At 46.6% G+C, this 23005-nt stretch carries 14 protein-coding genes; 10 read left to right on the forward strand and 4 right to left on the reverse strand.

Features of this window, described 5'->3' with window-relative positions:
- The first annotated feature begins 90 nt into the window (after nt 1-90).
- Complete coding sequence (locus EWA64_RS00755; RefSeq protein WP_061895333.1) at nt 91-927, forward strand: CvfB family protein; 837 nt, start codon at nt 91-93, stop codon at nt 925-927.
- A 228-nt stretch (nt 928-1155) separates the two neighbouring features.
- On the opposite strand, the gene rsmF is transcribed toward EWA64_RS00755, so the two are convergent.
- From rsmF to EWA64_RS00775, 4 genes are all read right to left on the reverse strand, one after another.
- Entirely contained in the window at nt 1156-2577 is a 1422-nt protein-coding gene (gene rsmF, locus EWA64_RS00760; RefSeq protein WP_061895334.1) for a 16S rRNA (cytosine(1407)-C(5))-methyltransferase RsmF, read from the reverse strand.
- Nucleotides 2578-2687: 110 nt separating this feature from the next.
- Complete coding sequence (locus EWA64_RS00765) at nt 2688-5342, reverse strand: MlaD family protein (RefSeq protein WP_061895335.1); 2655 nt, start codon at nt 5340-5342, stop codon at nt 2688-2690.
- Nucleotides 5326-6597 carry a paraquat-inducible protein A gene (locus EWA64_RS00770; RefSeq protein ID WP_061895336.1) on the reverse strand — a complete coding sequence of 424 codons (1272 nt, stop codon included), beginning with the start codon at nt 6595-6597 and terminating at the stop codon, nt 5326-5328. The genes EWA64_RS00765 and EWA64_RS00770 overlap by 17 nt, the downstream gene beginning before the upstream one ends.
- A gap of 45 nt (nt 6598-6642) precedes the next feature.
- Nucleotides 6643-8439 carry an ABC transporter ATP-binding protein gene (locus EWA64_RS00775; RefSeq protein WP_061895337.1) on the reverse strand — a complete coding sequence of 599 codons (1797 nt, stop codon included), beginning with the start codon at nt 8437-8439 and terminating at the stop codon, nt 6643-6645.
- A 131-nt stretch (nt 8440-8570) separates the two neighbouring features.
- Between EWA64_RS00775 and EWA64_RS00780 the strand changes: the two genes are divergently transcribed.
- From EWA64_RS00780 to EWA64_RS00820, 9 genes are all read left to right on the forward strand, one after another.
- Nucleotides 8571-9044, forward strand: a complete 474-nt coding sequence (locus EWA64_RS00780) for a free L-methionine (R)-S-oxide reductase MsrC (protein ID WP_039445296.1) — start codon at nt 8571-8573, stop codon at nt 9042-9044.
- A 99-nt stretch (nt 9045-9143) separates the two neighbouring features.
- Nucleotides 9144-9770: an RNA chaperone ProQ gene (gene proQ, locus EWA64_RS00785; protein ID WP_061895338.1), complete on the forward strand. Its 627-nt coding sequence runs from the start codon at nt 9144-9146 to the stop codon at nt 9768-9770.
- Nucleotides 9771-9787: 17 nt separating this feature from the next.
- The gene (gene prc / locus EWA64_RS00790; RefSeq protein ID WP_061895339.1) at nt 9788-11791 is read left to right on the forward strand and encodes a carboxy terminal-processing peptidase; all 2004 of its coding nucleotides are present in this window, start codon (nt 9788-9790) and stop codon (nt 11789-11791) included.
- Between the two features lie 241 nt (nt 11792-12032).
- Entirely contained in the window at nt 12033-12668 is a 636-nt protein-coding gene (locus tag EWA64_RS00795) for a hypothetical protein (protein ID WP_082796705.1), read from the forward strand.
- A gap of 249 nt (nt 12669-12917) precedes the next feature.
- Nucleotides 12918-15524: an aminopeptidase N gene (gene pepN, locus EWA64_RS00800; RefSeq protein ID WP_061895341.1), complete on the forward strand. Its 2607-nt coding sequence runs from the start codon at nt 12918-12920 to the stop codon at nt 15522-15524.
- Between the two features lie 50 nt (nt 15525-15574).
- Entirely contained in the window at nt 15575-15793 is a 219-nt protein-coding gene (locus tag EWA64_RS00805; RefSeq protein ID WP_081946422.1) for a DUF2835 domain-containing protein, read from the forward strand.
- A 206-nt stretch (nt 15794-15999) separates the two neighbouring features.
- Nucleotides 16000-20841 carry an NAD-glutamate dehydrogenase gene (locus EWA64_RS00810; RefSeq protein WP_061895342.1) on the forward strand — a complete coding sequence of 1614 codons (4842 nt, stop codon included), beginning with the start codon at nt 16000-16002 and terminating at the stop codon, nt 20839-20841.
- Between the two features lie 295 nt (nt 20842-21136).
- Complete coding sequence (gene pyrD, locus EWA64_RS00815) at nt 21137-22147, forward strand: quinone-dependent dihydroorotate dehydrogenase (RefSeq protein ID WP_061895343.1); 1011 nt, start codon at nt 21137-21139, stop codon at nt 22145-22147.
- Nucleotides 22148-22305: 158 nt separating this feature from the next.
- Entirely contained in the window at nt 22306-22848 is a 543-nt protein-coding gene (locus EWA64_RS00820; protein ID WP_061895344.1) for a cell division protein ZapC, read from the forward strand.
- The last annotated feature ends 157 nt before the right edge of the window (nt 22849-23005 follow it).

Here is a 23005-nt window from a genome sequence, read left to right on the forward strand (position 1 = left end):
CCCTTTGTGGAAAATTAATTGTATCGGGACTTGCGCAAGAATAGCAGAGATAACGTATAATCTCTGCAAATTTGCCGTGAGATGTATTCAATGATTAAAGTTGGTCAAATTAACAACTTAGAAGTAATAAAACGCACCGAATTTGGTGTTTTCCTCGATGGGGATGAGTATGGCAGCGTGATGTTGCCTAATCGACATGCGCCGCAAGAGTGTCAAGTCGGCGACAAACTGGACGTGTTTCTCTATTTTGATTCTGATAATCACCTTGCTGCGACCACGGAGACGCCAATTGCTCAGGTGGGTGAGTGGGGCTTGATGAAAGTGGAAGGCGTGAATAGCACTGGCGCTTTTGTCAACTGGGGCATCAAAGAGAAAGATCTGCTGGTTCCTTACAGTGAACAGCGTGGCCGCTTAAGTGCAGGGCAAAGCATCTTGGTGTATGTCTATTCAGACAAAGCGTCTGGGCGCATTGTTGGTACGACGAAATTCAACAAGTTACTGGACAAAACACCCGCCAATTATTCACAAAACCAAGAGGTTGAACTGATCATTGCAGAGCGTAGCCAACTGGGGTACAAGGCGATCGTTAATGGTGCCCATTGGGGCATGATTTTCCCATCGGATGTGTTTGGAAAGCTGTTCATTGGAAAAAAGCTCAAAGGTTTTGTAAAAGGCATTCGTGAAGATGGCAAGATTGATCTCGCTTTGCAAAAAGTGGGCGTGGCCAAAATGGATGATTTGTCAGAGAAAGTGGTGCAACTGCTGCAGAAAAAAGACGGCTTTTTGGCCTTGAACGACAAGTCTTCGCCGGAAGAGATCTTCGCTGCGTTTCGCACCAGCAAAGGGACGTTTAAGAAAACCATTGGCGGCTTATACAAGAGCGGCGTGATTACGATCGAGTCCGATGGTATTCGTTTGGTGAAATAAGTTACAAAAAAAGGCCCAAAAAGTTCCATTTTTGGGCCCAGGGGAAATGGCTCTCAGGGAGCCTGCGCTAAACACAGAGGTCCTTGGTTGGATACTGACATGAAGGGAATGTCATTTCACAAGAACACTGCATTAATTAAAAGTGTAGTACAGGGTGTGCATGCTGCTAGCCAAATTGACGACAAAAGGCTGATTCTGGAATCAGCCTAAAAACATCAATGAGAAAAGTCAGAATAAGTTGCCATCGCGGACCAGTTCGCGCGGCAAGCCATTTTTAATTCGGTTAGAAACCCATTTACCTAGGCCGATCACTGCATCGCTGTATCGAACAATCACTTCTCCTTTCCCGCTGTGATTTTCAGGGTAGATATCTCGTCCCATAAACCACTCGCGTGCCTGCTCTGTGTTGAGATCGAACACTGATTTTTCACTGCCTGTCGCTAATGAAGTAGCGACTTGATGTTGCCAGCGGAAGCCATGTTTGTGGGTTTCGGCCAATTTTATCCCCATCCGAGAAAAGCGTAGTTCGCCCAGCATCGGTTCAAGCGCATTAGGAAACAACCAAACATCTCGCTCACGTAGCCAGATAGTGCTATCTGAAGGAAGAGCGATGCCGAGATCGTCGCTGAGCGCTTTTTCTATCGTCGTGTGTTCTTTTTTACTCGCCTTGGTAAACGGAAACTTGCCCAGCTTTTTATGCACGGTTGGCACATCGACACTGTGGTGTTTACGAATTCTGGCGACGAAAAAACCCTCACTGTCATAAACCTGCGGGAAGACATGCAGAAAGCCTTCTTCGGTCAGTGCTTTCTCGGCACCGTCGAAAAGAGAGCTCAGGCTTTCAAACTCGACGGCGGCGCCAAAGATGTTTTTCAGATGATGACAAACTTGTTGATTTTCTTCTGTGCTGAGGGTGCAGGTTGAGTAAACCATCACGCCACCGGGTTTTAGTGCTTGAAAGGCACTTTCGATTAAATCGCGCTGTGTCGCTGCGATTTCTACCACCGAGGCTTGTGACCAGTTCTTCATCGCATCTTCATCTTTACGCACTGTACCTTCACCAGAGCAAGGCGCATCCAGCAGCACGGCATCAAAGCTCTCTGGCAGCCATCCGGCAAATACGCGACCATCAAAGTTGCTCAACGCGGCATTTCGCACTCCGCAGCGTTCAATGTTGGCGTGTAGCACTTTTACGCGACTGGCGGAATATTCATTGGCGACCAAAATACCTTGGTTGTTCATCAGTGCCGCCATTTGAGTGGTTTTAGAGCCTGGCGCGGCGGCCGTGTCGAGGACACTGGCGTAGTTTTCCTGATGCATAAACAGTGCGCTGACTGGCAACATAGAGCTTGCTTCTTGTATGTAGAACAGGCCAGCCATGTGTTCCGCGCTGTTACCAAGAGGAACATCACTCTCGTCGGCGATAATCCAGAATCCGCTTTCACACCACGGGATAGGGGCGAGTTGCCAGCCTTTTTCTTTGGCGCGTTGTAAAAAAGCGTCGACTGAAATTTTTAAGGTATTAACGCGGATGCTTTTACGCAATGGCTGCTGACAGTAAGCGATAAAGTCCGCCATGTTTAAGTCAGCAGGGAGGATGGATTCGATTTTTTCCAGAAACGCGGCTGGAAGGTAGACGTTAGAATGCACAGCGATGGTCCAAGGGCTAAATTTGCTTGGCATGATAAACGAATTAGTTCAGCGACAAAATAAGAAAAATGCAGCCATTTGGCTGCATTTGAAAGAGATTAAGACTCAAGTTATTCAGGTTTAGGTATCGGCGTTCGCCAATTGAGCCAATCTTCTTCCGGTTTGTCATTGAGGAAAAATGACTGGCCACTTTTTGCTGGGGGCGCGAGCTGCTTTTGTTGTGGGGTGGCAAATGCGATACCACCACGCACGACGCTGTCTAGCGTTCCTGCCTTAATGCTAGCCCCAGACAAGCCAATCGACACATCGACTCCGGATGCATTCCAGAAGACGCTGTTTTGTCGCACCAAATACGCGTATTGCGCATCAATCTTGATGGTAGAAATCACGCGATCGGCAAACTCTCCAAGCTCAACGGAGGTCACTTGGCCGATTTCCATCTGGCGGTAGAGGATTGGCGTGCCGACTTTTATCGAGCCGCGTTGCTCACTTTGTAAGGTGAAAACGACTCCGCGAGAGTTGGGGGCCTCGCTTTCTAGCTTAAAACGGTATTGAGCTTGACCATGGCCTGGCAGGACATGGATGTATTTCGTCAGCAGTGCATCAAAATTATCTATGCCACCAATACCTAACGACGGTTGGGCTAGCCAGAAATGGCTGCCTTCAACCGCAATATGACTGACATACTCAGGGTAGATCCGGGCTGAGGCGCTCACCGTGCCGCTTTTAAAATCGGGCACAACAAGAGTAACTTCACCCACTTTGACACCTTGGTATTGAATGGGCATGCCTTTGCTGACGGTTTGTTGCCCATTTGTGGTGAGCGAAATGATACGGCCGAATGTGCGAGCTTCATTTTGATCTGGGTAGAGTTTCCACTTCTCGGCAATTTTGTTTTCTATGCCGGGAATAGAATCGAAAGCGATCCCGCCTTGAATTAAGGTTTTTAAGGGAGAGGCTTTGATTGCAACACCAGCAAGGCTGGCTTCGATTTCTACTCCAGAGCGATTCCAAAATACGGTTTGCTCGGAAATCAAATGTTTGTAGCGATTTTCAATGCTGACCTCGACCGTTACACCGCCTTCAGCAAGCTGAAAGTCAGAGACGCTCCCCACGGGCAGATTACGATAGAGCAGGGGGCTCCCTTTGGAAATTGGCGGCAACTCAGCAGAAAACAGCGTCAGAGTTTGAGAGCCACTCTGATTGTACTTTGCCAGCTCGGCCAGTGAGCGGCTTTGATGTAATTGATACGAAGGGCTAATTTTCTCCTTGCCCTCGCTCACAAAGCTTATCGACCCTGTTAAAAGCTGCTTCGCTGGTGGAACGGAAATATTCAAGCCTGATTCAGTCAGCTCCGCACTGGCACTTCCAGTGACAAAAAAGCGGTTTTGCGAGCGAATCAAATGGGCATATTGGTTGTCAATCAGTACGTCAAAGTAAACTTCATGCTGCTTACGCCCTAAGCCTTCGTCAAGCAGCCCAACTTTGATCACTGAACCGACAACAATCCCTTTGTAGAGCAGATTCGCACCGACATCTAAGCCAAACGAGTTGTCTGATAACAAGCGGATGGCAATCGACTTAGCTTGCTCTTGATTGTATTCGGTTTTACGAATGGCATTAAAACGGCGAGTTCGTTCTCCATCGCCGGGTATCAAAGTGAGAAAATTGCCGCGCACTAAGTTGCCAATGTTCTCCACGCCTGAGAGCGAGACTTTTGCCTCTTCAAGGATAAACTTACTGCCACTGGTGAGCAGATCATTGAACGCAGGTTGAATCGCTGCAGAAGCGACAATCACTTCGCGCCCTTCTGAAAGCGATAGGTCGGTGATTTGTCCGACTTCAATCCCGCGATACATAATCGGCGCACCGTTTGGGCTCACGTTGTGGTCGTCCGGTAACGTAATGGTGACAGAAATGCCTCGACCAGCGGTTTTGAGATCGCGGTAAAGACGAAATTCGCTATTCTCCTCCACCGGTCCACCATCGTCGGGGGAATCGACCGCAATCGCACCGCCGAGCAGAGCGGTCATATTTTCCAAGCGCACATCCACACCTTCAAAACCGATGCTGGCTCCGATCCCACTGACGTTCCAAAAGCGGCTTTGGTCGTTAATGATGTGTCGATACTCATCGTTAATGCTGGCGTGGATGGTTACCGACTTGCCATCTTCATCCAATTGATAGCTGTACACTTCACCGATCGGTATCTTTTTATAGAAAATCTTAGAACCGATTGAGACGCCACCCAGATCTTTGGCTTTGAGTTTCAGAGTTAAACCTTGATTGGCCAAAAGGTCGGTTGGCGCTTTCTCTAACGCGTGAAAAACAGTTTCTGCTTCGCTGGAGTCACCCGGTTGGATCGCAATGTAGTTGCCGGAGACCAAAGCATCCAACCCAGAAATGCCGGAAAGACTTGCGGTGGGTTTTACTAACCAAAACCGAGTGTTTTGATTGAGCAGTTTGGTCGCTTCTGGATAGATGTCCGCATCGACGTAGATATTCGAAAGATCTTCAGCAAGATTAATATCTCGCACCATGCCAACTTCGAGACCTTGATAACGAATCGTGGTGCGACCTGCAATGAGTCCTTGTGCATCGGAGAAATAGATCTGCACACGCTGACCGGCATCATGAATCGCTTTGGCAACGAGCCAGCCAGCCAATAACATGGTCAGGATTGGTAGTATCCACAGGGGAGAAATCCCGCGGTTTTTACGCACGTCAGGGGTGTAAGAATTTTGTGAACTAGTAGGTGTGTTCATGCACAGACTCATCTTTTTTTGCTTGCGAGTAATCGTCCCAAATCAGACGAGGGTCGATACTCTCTGCGGCCAACATGGTAAAAACGACCACTAAACCAAAAGCGACCGCACCATATCCGGGGGTAAAATCTAAAATCCGACCTCGATCCACTAAGGTCATCATAATTGAGATAACAAACAGGTCCAATACGGACCATTTTCCAATCCACTTGACCACAAAGTAAATGATCATTCGCTGTCGATGATACACAGATCGCTTAATGTGAATGCAAATCAGGATATAAGCCAAGCCGAGGATCTTGGCCACGGGCACAACAATACTGGCAATGAATATGATGGCAGCAATGCCATGCATGCCATTTTTGATCAGCGAGGCGACGCCGGAGAAAATGGTGTCTTGCAATCTTTGCCCGTTGGTGATCAGAATCGAAATCGGGATCAAGTTTGCAGGAAAAATGGCAATTGTCGCGGCAATTAAAAATGCCCAAGTCTTTTGCAAAGAATAAGGCTTCCGATGATGCAACGGACTGTCACAACGGATACAGCGCTCGGCTTCGGGTTGAGACATATGACAGCAGTGACAGTGGACGTGCTTTTCTTCTAATTGGTAGCGGTGCTCAGCATGCCAAGTTTCCCAATAACGCCGCACACTAACGCGTGTAATGAGTAGCACGCTAAAAAGCTGCAGTAATAACAGCCCAATAAGCCCAGGGCCCACAAAAATATCGGAATAGTCTTGCAGCTTAAAGCAGGAGACGGCGATGCTGACGAGAAAGACATCCAGCATCATCCAATGCTTTAATGTCTGCACGGTAGCAAGCGAATATTTGAGCAGATGAAACCAGCCTCGTTTGAGGGCAAGATGCGCAAGTACCACAGCACTGCACACCAGAAACGGGGCAAGAGAGCTACAAAAGAAAATTAAAAGTGACAGTGCAACGTATCCTTCCCCCATCAGCGCCCACACTCCTGAGGGTAGGGTGGCCGGGATCATCACACCAAACAGACGAATACTAATAAAGTCAAAAAAGTGCGAAGGAATAAACAGCATCAGGCAGGTGATGGCAATCGCCAAATTACCCGAGAGGCTTGGTCGACCACCGCGGTAAAGCTGCGTGCCACAGCGAGGGCAATAGGCGCTTTTGCCGGAAGCAACCGAAATCACATCGACAGGCAACTCACACCCCTGACATAGGCGTACTTGCGTAATTTCCGTGCGATGCTTTGTGGCTGAGTTGGGTGATTGAGAGGTCATAATGACCTCTCAGCGAGGGAAGATGAACGCGTCAATAAAAAAGTATCAGGCGTGAGATTGCACACTGCCATAGAGTGTTTGATATAACCCGTCTTGTTCAACCAGCTCCGAATGGGTACCTGATTGCGTAACCTGTCCATCTTCCAAAACATAGATGATATCCGCCTGTTTCACTGCTGATAGCCGATGGGCAACAATCAGTGTGGTACGTCCTCGAAGAAATTCATTCAACGCTTTATGCAGCGCAGCTTCCGTTGCGGTATCGAGCGCAGAGGTCGCCTCGTCCAGAATAACAAACTTAGGATTGCTCAGCACCATGCGTGCAATGGCTAGGCGCTGGCGTTGGCCGCCGGACAATCGAATACCGTTGCGTCCAACTTGTGTTTCAAGTCCGTCAGTAAGCTGGGTGATGACATCTTGTAGCTGAGCAACTTCGAGTGCATGCCACAGTGCATTCTCTTCGTAAGCACCACCTAAGGTGAGATTATGCCGTAAGCTGTCATTAAATAGTATAGGTTGTTGTAAAACAACAGCTATCTGATCGCGGATAATCTCAAATCCAATGTCGTCAGTGGTTTCTCCGTTGTACAGGATCCGACCACTACTGGCTTGATAGACCCCAATCAAAAGTTGGATCAAGGTTGATTTTCCGCCGCCACTTGCGCCGACTAAAGCAACTTTTTTTCCAGCGGGAATAGTTAAAGACAGATTGTTGAGCACCTGATTATCGCTATTGTAAGCAAAATTTACCTGCTCTACTTTTACTTCCACTTCGCCTTCGTTTAAGAAAGGATTTACTTTCGAAATCGGCCTATGTTCTTCTTCCAGTTCAAGGAGAGCGTTGATACGGGTCAGGGCCGCCTTGGCGCTATACCAAGAAAACTGAATGCTGAGCAATTCTTGTACGGGGGTCAACATAAACCACAGATAGCCAAACACGGCAAAAATCTGGCCAATGGTTAAATCGCTAAACAGCACCATCAACATAGCAACGGCGCGAAAGAGTTCGAAACCGATCAAAAACAGCAAAAAGGAGACACGTCCAGCGGCTTCCGACTGCCAGGCGTACTTGTCGGCATTGATGCGCACCTGATCGGCTTGCTGTTTCAACTCTTGCAAAAATTCACGTTCTTTGTTGGCCGCTCGTAACTGGTAAATGCCATCGAGAGTTTCCACTAAGCGGCTTTGAAACTGTTCGAACGCTTGGTTCTCATGCCGCTTAAGATGCTTGACCTTGCTGCCAAGCTTGCGGGAGAAGTAGATAACGATCGGATTCACCAGCAGAATAAACAGGCCTAGCCGCCATTCCAACCACAGCAAGACGACGGCTGTGCCGATGACCGTTAGCAGGCTGATGACAAATTTTGCGAGTGTGCTGCCGATGAACTGGTCGATGGTTTCGATGTCAGTGATCAAGTGGGCATTGATTCCGCCGCTGCCTCTTGTCTCGTACTGTCGAATGCTGATCCTACCAAGCTTGTCGATCATTTTGGCCCGCATCAGGTAGGTGATGGTTTTCGAAACCAGAGTAAATTGGCGGCTTTGAAGAATGTTGAATGCTTGGCTCAATGCGCGCATCAACACGACCAAAAACAGGGTAAAGAAGATATAGCCAGTCGGAGTTTGCCAAGCTTGAGGTAAAACCCCATTCATTAGCTCTAAACCTTTACCGGGTTGGTCCATGAGTACTTCATCGACCATTAACGGCATCAAGAGAGGAATAGGCACGCTGAGTAAAGTGGCGATAATAGCAATGAAATTGGCAAACAGAAGCTTTGACTTATGTTTTTTTACTTGTGTTATCAACCAGGAACGGCTAATAGTGTCAGTTGAGGAAATCATTATAATGAGAATAAGTCCTATTTATGTTCGAGCGAGCATTCTAGCCGTTCTCGATGGGAATCCCAAGTAAATTCAGAAACACCCGCATAGCGTAGTCATGCTGTGCGTTTGCAGTAAAATCGGAAGTTGATATGACTATTGAACAATACCAAACCTTGACGAAGCAAGCCGTGGCTTTGATCGAATCTGAACACGATTTGATTGCCAATCTATCAAATATCAGTGCCTTGCTCTCTATGGAACTTGAAGATCTGAACTGGGTTGGCTTTTATCTCTATAAAGAAGAACAACTGGTTCTAGGGCCATTCCAAGGCAAACCAGCTTGTGTGCGTATTCCTATGGGTAAAGGGGTTTGTGGCACTGCCGCGGCAACCAACACCGTGCAACGTGTCCATGATGTGCACCAGTTCGAAGGGCACATTGCGTGTGATGCGGCGAGCAATTCGGAGATCGTACTGCCATTTTCTATTAACGGCACCTTGGCTGGCGTTTTAGATATTGATAGCCCAAGTGTTGGCCGATTCAGTGAAACAGATGAAGCTGGGCTCACATTTTTTATGGCGGAAGTAGAAAAGCTGCTTAATTCCCACGCGAACAAAGCATAAATTCGGTAACGAGAGTGGTTTTTCGTTCGCAGGTCACTATAATACGAGGATATTTTTATCTTAATGCTCGCGGACAGGCCGCTCTAACCAGGACAACTCATGACTGAAAAGTTAAAAAACAGCAAAGAAGTTATTGCATATATTGCTGAATGTTTCCCTAATTGCTTTACTCTAGAAGGTGAAGCAAAGCCACTTAAAATCGGTATTTTTCAAGATCTTGCGGATCGTCTGAGCGACGATGAGAAAGTGAGCAAAACTCAGCTTCGTGCAGCGTTAAGACAGTACACTTCATCTTGGCGCTATTTACATGGCGTTAAAGCGGGCGCAACACGTGTTGACCTAGATGGTAATGCATGTGGTGTTCTGGAAGAAGAACATGTAGAGCACGCAAAAGCTACTCTGGCTGAAAGCAAAGCGAAAGTTCAAGCTCGTCGCAAAGAACAAGCGCAAAAAGCTCGTGAAGAAAGCAAGGCTGATAAGCCTAAGGCAAAAAAAGCACCACAACAACGTCGTAACAACAAGCCACAAGCTCAGAAACCAGCAGAAAAGCCGGTTGAAACGCGTGCGCTGAATGCAGATGAATATATTGTCGGCAAGTCAGTCAACGTCAATATGGGCAAGGGCAATATGGCTGCGACAATCGTAGAAATCAACAAGGATGATGTGCGTGTTCAACTAGCTAACGGCCTACAAATGGTTGTCAAAGCGGAGCACTTGCGCGCATAAAGGAGACACTCCTACGCATGAAATGCCGTTCAAAATTGACCCTGATCGCTGCCGGCCTTTGGCTGGCAGCATCAGCTCAGGCTCTTGAAGCCAAATTATCTCTCAAAGATCTTCCCGTTCTTGCTCCTGAGATTCAGCATGAAACCGCGAGCAAGCGAGTGACTTCCCGATTCACCCGCTCTCACTACAAACATTTCAATCTGAACGATGACTTCTCTAAAGCGATTTTTACGCGCTATATTGAGTTGCTCGATTACAACAAGAACATTTTCACACAAGCCGATATCGATGCTTTCTCCACTTGGTCAACTCAGCTTGATGATCAGCTTAAAGCTGGCGAAAATCAGATAGCCTTTGACGTCTACAACTTGTCCATGAAGAAGCGTTTTGAGCGTTTCTCATTTGCACTCAAGCTGTTAGATAAGGAAATTACATTTGATAACGATGACTTTATTGAACTGGATCGAGCCAAGTCTGCTTGGCCAAAAGATAAAGCGGAACTCGATGAGCTTTGGCGCAAGCGCGTTAAATACGATGCGCTTAACCTGAAATTAACGGGTAAAGAGTGGCCAGAGATCAAAGAGGTTTTGGAAAAACGTTACAACAACGCGATGAAGCGCATCACGCAGACGCGTAACGAAGACGCTTTCCAGTTGTACATGAATGCGTTTGCTCGTGAAGTCGATCCACACACCAGCTATTTGTCACCGCGTAACGCAGAACAATTCCAATCAGAAATGAATCTGTCACTGGAAGGGATCGGTGCCGTACTGCAAATGACCGACGATTATACGGTCATTCGTTCATTGGTGGCTGGTGGGCCTGCATCAAAGAGTAAACAGCTTGGTGAAGGTGACCGAATCATCGGTGTTGGCCAGGATGGCAAAGAGATTGTCGATATCATTGGCTGGCGTCTCGATGACGTTGTGCAGTTGATCAAAGGTCCGAAAGGAACGAAAGTGAATCTGCAAGTTTTGCCTGATGGTAAAGATGCGAAGAGTTACGTGGTCACAATTGTTCGAGATAAGATTCGCCTTGAAGACAGAGCGGTAAAAGCAAAGACAATTGAAAAAGACGGCAAAAAAATCGGTGTTCTGGAAGTGCCGAGTTTTTATGTTGGTCTGTCTAAAGATACCGATAAGCTGTTAACTGACCTTAAGTCTCAAGGCGTCGACGGCATCATTGTTGATTTGCGAAACAACGGTGGTGGAGCGCTTACAGAGGCGACGGCATTGACTGGTCTTTTCATTGAGAAAGGTCCTGTTGTTCAAGTTCGTGACAGCTACGGACGAGTGAAAGTTAATGCCGATACCGACGGAGAAATCAGCTATGCGGGTCCAATGTTGGTATTAGTCAATCGCTACAGTGCATCCGCATCGGAAATTTTTGCGGCTGCGTTACAAGATTACGGTAGAGCCATTATTCTGGGTGAGAACTCGTTTGGCAAAGGCACGGTACAACAACATCGTTCTTTGAATCATATTTATGATTTATTCGATAAAGAGCTCGGCTATGTTCAGTATACGATCCAAAAGTTCTATCGTATTGACGGCGGGAGTACGCAAAATAAAGGAGTTGTGCCAGATATCGCCTATCCAACCGCGGTTGATCCGGAAGAGACAGGCGAGAGCGTTGAAGACAATGCGTTGCCTTGGGACCGCATTGAAAAAGCAGATTATACGGTGTTACAGCGTAATGCTGAATTGGTCAACGAATTAAAGTTAAAGCACGATGCGAGAATTGCCAACCAGCTAGAGTTTAAGTTCATCGCTGAAGATATTGCTAAGTACAAAGCGGAAAAAGATGACAACAAGTTGTCCTTAAACGAAAAAGTGCGTAAGCAAGAATCTGAAAGTGCTGAAAAAACTCGACTTGATCGTATTAATCAGCGTCAGCTCCTCGAAGGGAAAAAGCCTTTTGACAATCTTGATGATGTGCCAAAAGACTACGAATATCCCGATGCTTACTTAGATGAATCGGTCTCGATTATGGTCGACATGCTTAAGATAGCCAAATCTTAAACCTTCAAGCGAGCCTCACTAGGCTCGCTTTTTCATCATTCCATGTGCAAAAATCCTTCCTGAATTAAAACTATTTCATCTTGATGAATGCACTATTAAACGAGCGTTTTGTTATTTTTTATCGCGTAATAATGTGATTTAGATCTAAAATTTTCGCATTATTTTATCTCCAGACCTAAGCTGTAAGAAAAGAGCTGGAGATAAAACGATGAGACATTTCCTACTTTTCCTTGCAGTTATCATGTTTCCTGTCACACAGGCAAATGAAGTGGGTGAAGCCCCTTCTGATCTCACTCAATTTGACACCCCCCTTTTGTTGGGTGATTGGTATTTAGTCAACCCCAACCCTGAATCAGGCCGAGAAGATTTCCGAGCGATCAAACTGTCGCTAGGTTCAGATTACCAGTTCCAAATCGACATCCAGAAACGGGACTACAGTGTCGACCACTGGCAAGGGATGTACGCGGCCAACGAAGACACTATTATTCTCGGGCTAAATTCAGATCAACCTCAAGTGTACCAGTATGAAAGCAACCACCACATGCTCAATCTAAATGGGGTGACCTTTACTAAAGGATTGCCCAATGCACTGGCTGGTATTTGGTCGAGCGCTCATCTTTCCGGTGAGGGGATGATTGCCAATCAAATCAACCGAGTGGATCTGGTGTTGCAACCCGATTTTGTCTTTATGTTCCGCGTTACTTCTGAAGGAGGGAGTGAGTCCGTCACGCAAGGCGTCTATTATACCGAGGGCAATCACTTAGTTTTGTTGTATGAGAACGGTGAGCATAACACGACCTACACACTGGAAAGTGACAAGCTGACTCTGGAAGAAGAAAGCGGTGAGATGTTAGCGGTGCTGAACCGAGTTCGTTGAATGTGCATTGAACCATGAGTAAACAGTACAAAGTGTGGATAAGAGAGGATTTTTATAAAGTTCTCTCTTTTTTTGTTGTAAGACTTGTTTTATTCGTTCGTCAACCGCATCTTACTTGGGTAATTTTTCGGTACCTGCCAGATAGTTGAACTCACAGATGCATAAACACGTCTGCTTATCGAGACTAAGATGAGCACTTCGTAAAAGGTAGCAGGTACATTTTGATTCACTGTACAAGGATTTATAGATATGTCTCAGACCCCACAGGCCAAATATCGCGAAGATTATACGCCACCATCGCATACCATTACCGATATTGATCTGACTTTTGATCTTTATGATAACAACACTCTGGTAACGGCCGTTTCGCAAGTGAAGCAGTTGGGCGAGAGCAATGTGGTTGAATTGGACGGTGAAGCGCTGAAACTTCGTTCTGTCAGTGTTAACGGTGAAGCTTGGTCTGCCTATGAAGTGAAAGAGGCTTCACTGGTTATATCGCAGCTTCCGACCGAGTTTGAGCTGACTATTGTGACAGAGATTGATCCTGAGGCGAACACCGCCTTGGAAGGTCTATACAAATCAGGCGGCGCATTCTGTACTCAATGTGAAGCCGAAGGTTTCCGTCGCATTACTTACTATCTGGACCGTCCAGATGTGCTGGCTCGTTACACCACCAAAGTTATCGCAGACAAAGCAACTTATCCTTACCTGCTGAGTAACGGTAACCGTGTGGCTCAAGGTGAGCTTGAAGGTGGACGTCACTGGGTACAATGGCAAGATCCTCATCCAAAGCCAGCTTATCTATTCGCTCTGGTTGCAGGTGACTTCGATGTGTTGCGTGACATCTATACCACGAAATCAGGCCGCAAAGTTGATTTGGAAATTTTTGTCGACAAAGGCAATCTAGACCGAGCTCCACACGCGATGACTTCGCTCATCAACTCAATGAAGTGGGATGAAGAGCGATTCGACCTAGAGTACGATCTCGATATCTACATGATAGTCGCAGTGGATTTCTTCAACATGGGGGCGATGGAGAACAAAGGTCTCAACATCTTTAACTCGAAGTTTGTTCTGGCTAACTCTCAGACTGCGACAGATAGCGACTATCTTGGTATTGAAGCGGTCATTGGTCATGAGTATTTCCACAACTGGACGGGTAACCGTGTCACTTGCCGTGATTGGTTCCAGTTGAGTTTGAAAGAAGGTTTGACGGTTTTCCGTGATCAAGAGTTCTCGTCTGATCTTGGTTCAAGAGCGGTTAATCGCATCCAGAATGTGCGCGTGATCCGCGGCCCGCAGTTTGCTGAAGATGCCAGCCCAATGTCACATCCGATCCGTCCGGATAAAGTGATTGAAATGAATAACTTCTACACCCTGACCGTATACGAAAAGGGCAGTGAAGTGATTCGTATGTATCATACCTTGCTTGGGGAAGAAGGCTTCCAAAAAGGGATGAAACTTTACTTTGAGCGTCACGATGGCACGGCTGCGACGTGTGAAGACTTTGTTTCAGCGATGGAAGATGCAACGGGTGTTGATCTGACTCAGTTCCGTCTTTGGTATAGCCAGTCTGGTACACCGACCGTGCGGGTGAGCAGCCAATATGATGCCGGAGCGCAGACTTATGCGCTGACGGTTGAGCAATTCACTGAGCCAACGCAAGACCAAGCAGAAAAGCACGCTCTTCATATTCCATTCGATATTGAGCTGTATGCGGCTGATGGTAGTGTCATCCCGCTTATCGTAGAAGGCAAATCCGTCTCTAATGTGCTCGATGTTAAAGCGGAGAAACAAACCTTTGTGTTTGAAAATGTCTCCGAATGCCCAGTGCCTTCGCTGCTGAGAGAGTTTTCTGCACCAGTGAAACTGGAGTACAACTACTCTGACGAAGAACTGATGTTCCTGATGACGCATGCGCGTAACGAGTTCGCTCGTTGGGATGCAAGCCAAATGTTGTTGGCGAAATACATTCGCGCCAACGTGCAGCGTGTGCAGCAAGGTGATGACGTCGAAGTGGCGACAGAAGTGGTGGATGCATTTCGCGGCGTACTGCTCAGTGCCGATCTTGAACCTGCGTTTATCGCTGAAGTGTTATCGTTGCCGCAGCATAACGAAGTTTCTGGTTGGTATAAGCTCGTTGATGTTGACGCGATTGCAAAAACCTTGGAAGGTATGCGAGCGATTTTTGCTGATCAACTGCAAGAAGAGCTTAGTGCGGTGTATCACAGCTTGAAACAAGCGCAGTACAGTATCGATCATGCTGCGATTGGAAAACGCGCGCTACGCAACATCTGCCTTGGCTATCTAGCGCGAATCGCTGGTGGTAATGAGCTGGTTGAAAAGCATTATTACCAAGCAAACAATATGACCGACACCATTGCAGCAATGACCGCAGCTAACAACGCTCAACTGCCTTGTCGTGAAGCTTTGATGCAAGACTACAGTGACAAGTGGAAACACGATGGCCTGGTTATGGATAAGTGGTTCATGATTCAAGGTTGCAACCCTGCTGCAAATGCCCTGGAGGTGGTTAAGCAGACAATGCAGCATGAAGCATTTAGCCTGAAAAACCCCAACCGTACTCGCAGTTTGGTGGGCTCTTTCTTGAATCTCAACCCTGTTCATTTCCATGATAAATCGGGTAGCGGCTACCGTTTCGCGGGAGAAATTCTACGCGAGCTCAACAGCACCAATCCGCAGGTTGCGTCTCGACTTATTGACCCATTGCTTAAACTGGCCAAGTACGATGATGAGCGTAAAGCACTGATGCGTGCTGAGTTAGAATCACTCAAAGCGATGGATAATCTGGCGAAAGATCTGTTCGAAAAAGTGAGCAAAGCGCTAGAAAGCTAAAGGTTAAATCATATGCAGCTGGCCTCGTGTCAGCTGCTTGTTTGCAAACGATGAATCAATATTACTTCAGCTTAAATATCAGCTATCAGACCTTCCTCGCACACTATTCGGGTGCGGCGAGCTCGGTGCAAGTTGTCACAGACAATGGGCTTAGGATACAACTCCCGGCAACGCGTTTTAGGCCGTTTCTTAGCCAATTGGGGCTTAGAGGTCGGTTCAGACTAACAACTGACCAAAATAATAAGTTTATAAAGTTAGAAACTCTGTAACTCCTCCGTTTAACAGCGAGTTAAACAGGAATCTCAATCACATTCTCAAACATTTCACCTGCCAAGTTCGTTAATTCTATTAACTAAAATTCAATAATGCTTTTACAATAAGCACATGCATTACCTATGCTTAGTTATTAGGTCTTTTAAGCCGATTTAATGCTAAGTGTCCCCTACAAAAAACTATTCTAATGTGGAGTGTGAATATGACCGCGCGTGAAAATGTAGTGCCGGTTCTGCTTGAAAAAGTGTATCAACTGATTCAGGACAAACTCGAGCTATCTCACCAGCCTTTAGTCACTAAATTAGCTCAACACTTATTTAGTAATATGTCCAACGACGATTTGATTGAGCGTAACGAATCGGATCTTTATGGCGCTGTTGTTAGCCTCTGGCATCATATCAATGAGAAAAAACCGGAAGAGATCTCTGTCAGGGTGTTTAACCCAACAGTGAGTCGCCAAGGTTGGCAATCTACCCACACTATTGTTGAAGTCGTTATTCCGGACAGCCCATTTTTGGTCGATTCCATCAAAATGACCTTGAGTCGTTTGGATCTCTCTTGTCACTTGATGCTCAACAACCCAACGCAAATCACACGTGATAGTAAAGGCGCGGTGACTGAGGTCAACGGTAAAGGCGGCGTGCTTCAGTCACTGTTCCATATCGAAGTGGATCGTCTGAGCAAAAAAGAAGAGATGCAGACACTAAAGCAGGAACTGCTCGATGTGCTTTCTGACACTCGCTTGGTGGTGAACGCTTGGCAACCAATGGTTGAGCGTCTCAAAGAAGTGACGACACAACTGGAAAAACAGAAATCGGTTATTGCCGTGAACGATGAACGCTTCGATGAAAGCATTGCCTTTCTTCGTTGGTTAGGGGACCACAACTTCACGTTCATGGGTTATAAGGAATATGACCTGAGCAATGTCGATGGCGACAGCGAGTTACTTCCAACGGCAGAAAAAGGCCTTGGCCTATTTGCAGACGAAAAACGAGTTCGCGGTGTGAAGCTGTCTGAGCTTTCCGATTCTGCTCGTCTAGAAGCGAAAAAACCTTACGCGCTGATTATCACCAAAGGCAACAAGCCTTCAAGAATTCACAGACCCGCATACAACGACTATATCGGCATTAAGAAATTTGATAAAAACGGCAAAGTTATCGGTGAACATCGTTTTACAGGGCTTTACACTTCCGCTGTTTACAACCAAGCCGTTTCTTCTATCCCACTGATTCGTGAGAAAGTGGGGCGCATTCTTGAAGCGAGCGGCTACCGTCACGGTTCGTATTCCTACAAAGCACTGCACAACATTCTTGAAAACTACCCACGTGATGAGCTAATCCAAGCAAGCGAAGAAGAGCTTCTTGAAGTCGGCATGGGCGTGGTGCAAATGCACGATCGAGATCTTCTGCGTCTTTTCGTGCGTAAAGACCCGTTTGGTCGTTTCTTTAGCGCTATGGTTTACGTGACCAAAGATCGTTATAACACCGAACTTCGTCGTCAGACCCAGCGTATCCTGAAGCAATATTTTGGTGGCGAGCAAGAAGTGGAGTTCACTACATTCTTCTCCGAAAGCCCTCTGGCGCGTACCCACTACATTGTTCGGGTAGACAACAACAACATCGACGTAGACGTAAAGAATATCGAGCAAAACCTAATGGAAGTATCCTCATCTTGGGATGATCGCCTTAAAGACTCCATCATTGCTAACTTTGGCGAAAGCAAAGGCTTACCACTATCAAAAGAGTACATGAAGGCGTTCCCGCGTTCTTATAAAGAAGCAATGATGCCAGGTAGCGCAGTGGACGATATTGAGCGTTTGGAATCACTCAGTGATGAACATAAATTAGGGATGCTGTTTTATCGCCCACAAGAGTTAGCGGCGGATTCCAAAGCAGTGCGTCTGAAACTGTATCATCGTGACGAGCCGATCCATCTGTCTGATGTAATGCCAATGCTCGAAAATTTAGGTCTACGAGTGATCGGCGAATCGCCGTATGAGATCCACAAAACTAACGGTCAGACATTCTGGATCCTTGATTTCTCCATGTTGCATAAGAGCGACAAAGTGATGGATCTGCGTGAAGCACGCGATCGTTTCCAACAAGCATTCGCCGCGATTTGGGCGGGTGAGCTGGAGAGCGATGGCTTCAACCGCTTGGTGCTTGGTGCGTCCCTTACAGGTCGTGAAATTTCCATCCTTCGTGCTTACGCCCGCTATATGCGTCAAGTGGGCTTCCCATTTAGTCAACAATATATCGAAGATACCTTAAGCCATTACCCAGATTTGGCTAAAGCTCTGGTGGAGCTGTTTGTTAAGCGTTTTGATCCGAAATACAAAGGCTCGGAGAAAGGGCAGCAAGATCTCATCAAAGCGATGACGGAACAATTGGATCATGTTGAGAGCTTGGATGATGATCGCATCATTCGTCGCTACATGGAAATGATCCTAGCCACGCTTCGCACCAACTATTACCAAGTGGATGACAAGAAACAGCCGAAACCGTGGTTGTCTCTGAAAATGAAACCAAGCGAGATCCCTGAGATCCCACAACCTGTCCCGGCGTTTGAAATTTTTGTTTACGCACCGGATATCGAAGGCGTCCACTTGCGTGGTGGCAAAGTTGCTCGTGGTGGTTTGCGTTGGTCAGACCGTCAAGAAGATTTCCGTACTGAAATCTTGGGTCTGGTTAAAGCTCAGCAAGTTAAGAATACCGTGATTGTGCCCGTGGGGGCGAAAGGTGGTTTTGTTTGTAAACGTCAGCCTAGCATGACCACTCGTGATGAAATCTTTGCCGAAGGTCAACGTTGCTACAAACAGTTTATCCGCGCGCTCTTGGATGTCTCAGATAACATTATCGAAGGGGAAGTGGTTCCACCGAAAAATGTAGTGCGACATGATGAAGACGACCCTTATTTGGTTGTCGCGGCGGATAAAGGGACGGCGACATTCTCTGATTTGGCGAACTCAGTATCGGCAGAGTACAACTTCTGGCTGGGTGATGCGTTTGCTTCCGGTGGCTCAAACGGCTACGACCACAAGGCGATGGGCATCACCGCAAAAGGTGGTTGGGAGTCGGTGAAACGTCACTTCCGTGAAATGGGCATTGACTGTCAGTCGACAGACTTTACCGCAGTCGGAATTGGCGATATGGCGGGTGACGTATTTGGTAATGGTATGCTGCTCTCCAAGCATATCCGCTTGCTGGCCGCGTTTAACCACCTGCACATTTTCATTGATCCAAATCCAGACTCCGCAACCAGTTGGGAAGAGCGTAACCGTCTATTCAACCTGCCTCGCTCAAGCTGGGAAGATTATAACGCTGAGCTGATTTCTAAAGGTGGCGGTATTTTCTCTCGCCGTGCTAAGTCGATTACACTGACGCCTGAAATTCAGAAGATGCTGTCTACTAAGAAGGCGTCTCTGGCACCAAACGAGTTGATCAAGATGATCCTGAAAATGGAAGTTGATCTACTATGGAACGGTGGCATCGGTACCTATGTCAAGGCATCGACAGAAACGCATACAGACGTTGGTGACCGTGCCAACGATGTGCTGCGTATTGATGGACGTGATCTACAAGCCCGTATTGTCGGTGAAGGCGGCAACTTGGGCATGACGCAGAAAGGTCGTATTGAGTATGCGTTGAACGGCGGCCGGGTTAACACTGACTTTGTCGACAACGTAGGTGGTGTAGATTGTTCTGATAACGAAGTGAACATCAAGATCTTCCTCAATGGCTTGGTTTCCAATGGCGATATGACGATCAAACAGCGCAACGCCATATTGGAATCCATGGAAGAGGAAGTTGGCGAGATCGTTCTTGATGATGCTTACCGTCAATCCGAGTCAATTTCTGTCACCGAGCAACAAGGTGTCAGTGTTGTCAAAGAGCAAATTCGCTTTATTCACACCATGGAAAAAGCGGGCTATCTTGATCGTGCGCTAGAAAGTATTCCAGATGACGAGACACTACTGGAACGAGAAAAAACAGGACGTGGCCTGACTCGCCCAGAGTTAGCTGTATTGGTTGCTTACGGCAAAATGGTGCTGAAAGAGCAATTGGCTAACGACGATATCGCCAACGACGAGTTCCATGCCAAGCAGCTTGTCGCGTATTTCCCAAGTGAGCTACGTAATAAGTATACGCAGCAGATGTCGTCTCATCCGCTTCGTGCAGAGATCATTGCAACGGCTCTTGCAAACCAAATGGTTAACGAAATGGGATGTAATTTCGTTACGCGATTGCAGGAAGAGACAGGAGCCACCGTTGTTGACATTGCTAATGCATACAGCGCAGCAAGAGAAATCTACGATCTCGGTGACATTTTAGAGAAAACCCGCGATCTCGATAACGTCGCTTCCGCGGACGCACAGTACGAAATTATGTTTAACGTGCGTCGCATGCTACGTCGTGTTGCTCGCTGGTTACTGCGTAACCGCAGTGGTAAGAACAACGTCAGTGAGTTGATTGAACGTTACCGCGCTGATGTGGATGTGATCACTCGCAGCTTAGATGAGATGTTGGTCTCAGCCGAAGTGGAAGAGCATGAAGAGCTGGCGCGTTCTTGGATTGAGCGTGGGGTAGACGCGAGTTTGGCCAACAGAGTGTCACGTCTTTCTAGTTTGCAGTCGGCTTTGGATATTTCTGCGGTCGCCAGAGAGAAGGGCAAAACCGTCGAGCAAGCATCGAAGTTGTATTTTAATCTGGGTGATCGCCTTTCACTGCATTGGTTCCTCAAACAGATCAACAGTCAGGCCGTTGATAACAACTGGCAAGCATTGGCGCGAGCGGCGTTCCGTGAAGATTTAGATTGGCAGCAACGTTTATTAACTGCGCAAGTGCTTAACTGTCGTAGTGCTGATGGAGAGTTTGATGTGATCGAAGCACTCGATGAATGGATGGAGCGCAACGAAACGTCACTACATCGCTGGGAAAGCATTTTAAATGAGTTCAAGGTGGGTAGTGTTCACGAATTTGCTAAATTCTCAGTGGCTCTGCGTGAATTGGTATTACTTAACCTCAATTGCAGTGCAAATGATTAGGTTTTTACCCGTTAGATAACTTTAAAGCCCCGAAAGGGGCTTTTTTATTACTCTGAGATTATAAAGTGACCATTTACACGTTACGGTGTCTCTTTTCGTATCCACTCAAACGATTGCTTTGTTATCTTTCAATATGCACCTACATTGTTCTTAACTATAAGGGACTGATAATTAAAGATATTAAATAAAAGATGGTTGCATTTATCAATAATCGCCGTATTTTGTTTGAATTGCGCCAATTTTAAGTAAATAATACCACCCCGTTTACACGGGGCTTTTTTCTTTCGGAGGCACAATGCTTTACCGTCTAGCCAGAGCTGGCTTTTTTCAATTGGATGCCGAAAAGGCGCATGACCTTGCCATTCAAAATTTCAAACGTTTCACTGGAACACCTCTCGATCTATTCTATCGTCAACAACTTCCACATCGTCCTGTTGAGTGTATGGGATTAACCTTCCGTAATCCTGTCGGCTTGGCCGCGGGGCTTGATAAAAATGGAGAATGCATTGAAGCGTTTGACGCGATGGGGTTTGGGTTTGTCGAAGTCGGTACCGTCACGCCACGACCTCAATCTGGCAATGACAAACCACGCTTGTTCCGCCTAGTCAATGCCGAGGGCATTATCAATCGTATGGGCTTCAATAATGAAGGTGTTGATTACCTGATTGAGAATGTTAAAAAAGCCAAGTACAGCTGTATTCTTGGGATCAATATTGGCAAAAATAAAGATACGCCGATTGAGAAAGGGGTAGAGGATTACCTCATCTGTATGGATAAAGTGTACGAATACGCTGGCTATATCGCGGTGAATATTTCATCACCCAATACACCAGGATTGCGCTCCCTACAATATGGTGAAGCATTAGATGAACTCTTGTCCGCGTTGAAACGCAGACAACAAGAGCTAGCAGAAAAGTACAGCAAATATGTCCCGTTGACACTGAAGATCGCGCCGGATCTTACGGATGAAGAAATTAAGCAGATTTGCCAATCGTTGATCAAAAATAAGATCGATGGTGTGATCGCGACCAACACCACTCTTGATCGCAGTATTGTGGAAGGAATGAAGTACGCCAATGAGGCGGGAGGGTTAAGTGGCCGTCCTCTGCAATCGCGCAGTACCGAAGTTGTCCGTCTACTTCATCAGGAGTTACAGGGTGACATTCCTATCATCGGTGTTGGCGGTATTGATTCATTTGTCGCCGCGAAAGAGAAAATGATGGCGGGGGCGAATCTAGTTCAGGTTTATTCTGGCTTTATTTACCATGGGCCAGGTCTGGTACGCGATATTGTTAAAAATCTGTAAGTTACAAGCGATAAGCTACTGAGAAATCAAGTCTTATTACGAAAGAAAGAGGAACGTGTTTCCTCTTTTTTTTTATCCGTTGGTTTGTAGAATCAAAAGTACTGGAAGGTAATTAAGCGTTTACCTCCTTAATTCTGAGCTAACGTGAGAATGGAATAATGCTTAAACCAAGTGATAAATGGAAATGGTATTTCGACAAGTGCTCGGCTTGTTTGATGCTTGATTTGGGGGATACCTACGTCTTCCAAACAAACCTGACCAAGAAACATCTTGTAGATTGTGCATTTTCGCAAAATGAGTTCACGGTAGACGACGCCAGTGCATTTCAAACCTTCAAAGAAGGGCTCGCTTATCTAGAGCTTAATGAATATCGTAAGGATGAGCTCACACTGTATTGCGTGGCGGCAAAGCGGTTTCACAAGCCTGTTCAACCTAAGAGCTGGTTCTTTGATGCAAGTACAGCAGAGCATCAACCGGTAGAAGGGGAACTGGTGCTATTGTCCAATAGCTTCAATCGAGGGCTGTTTATTGTTTTAGAAGCAGGGGACAATGCAAGTTTGGTGTGCCCAGTGCAGCTGACGGGCTTCTTATTAACGGCTGAAAAGTCATTGGCTTACGGTGAAGCGATTAAAGTGATGCACGATCGAATGAGCGTTCCTAATCAAGCCGATTTATGTCTTCCTATGGCCCTTGTTGGGTAAAACTTTCCTTTATTTTCGTTCCTATTGTTTGCACTTATCGACCCATGAGGTCGATTTTTTTTGCCCCTCAATTACGTCTACAAAACATATCTCTACTTTTTCTAGGTTCGACTGTGTGATTTTGAGCCAATTTTTTCTTCCCATTTAACCTCCCGAA

The organism is Vibrio cidicii (genome assembly GCF_009665415.1).
GTDB classification, from domain to species: Bacteria; Pseudomonadota; Gammaproteobacteria; order Enterobacterales; family Vibrionaceae; genus Vibrio; species Vibrio cidicii.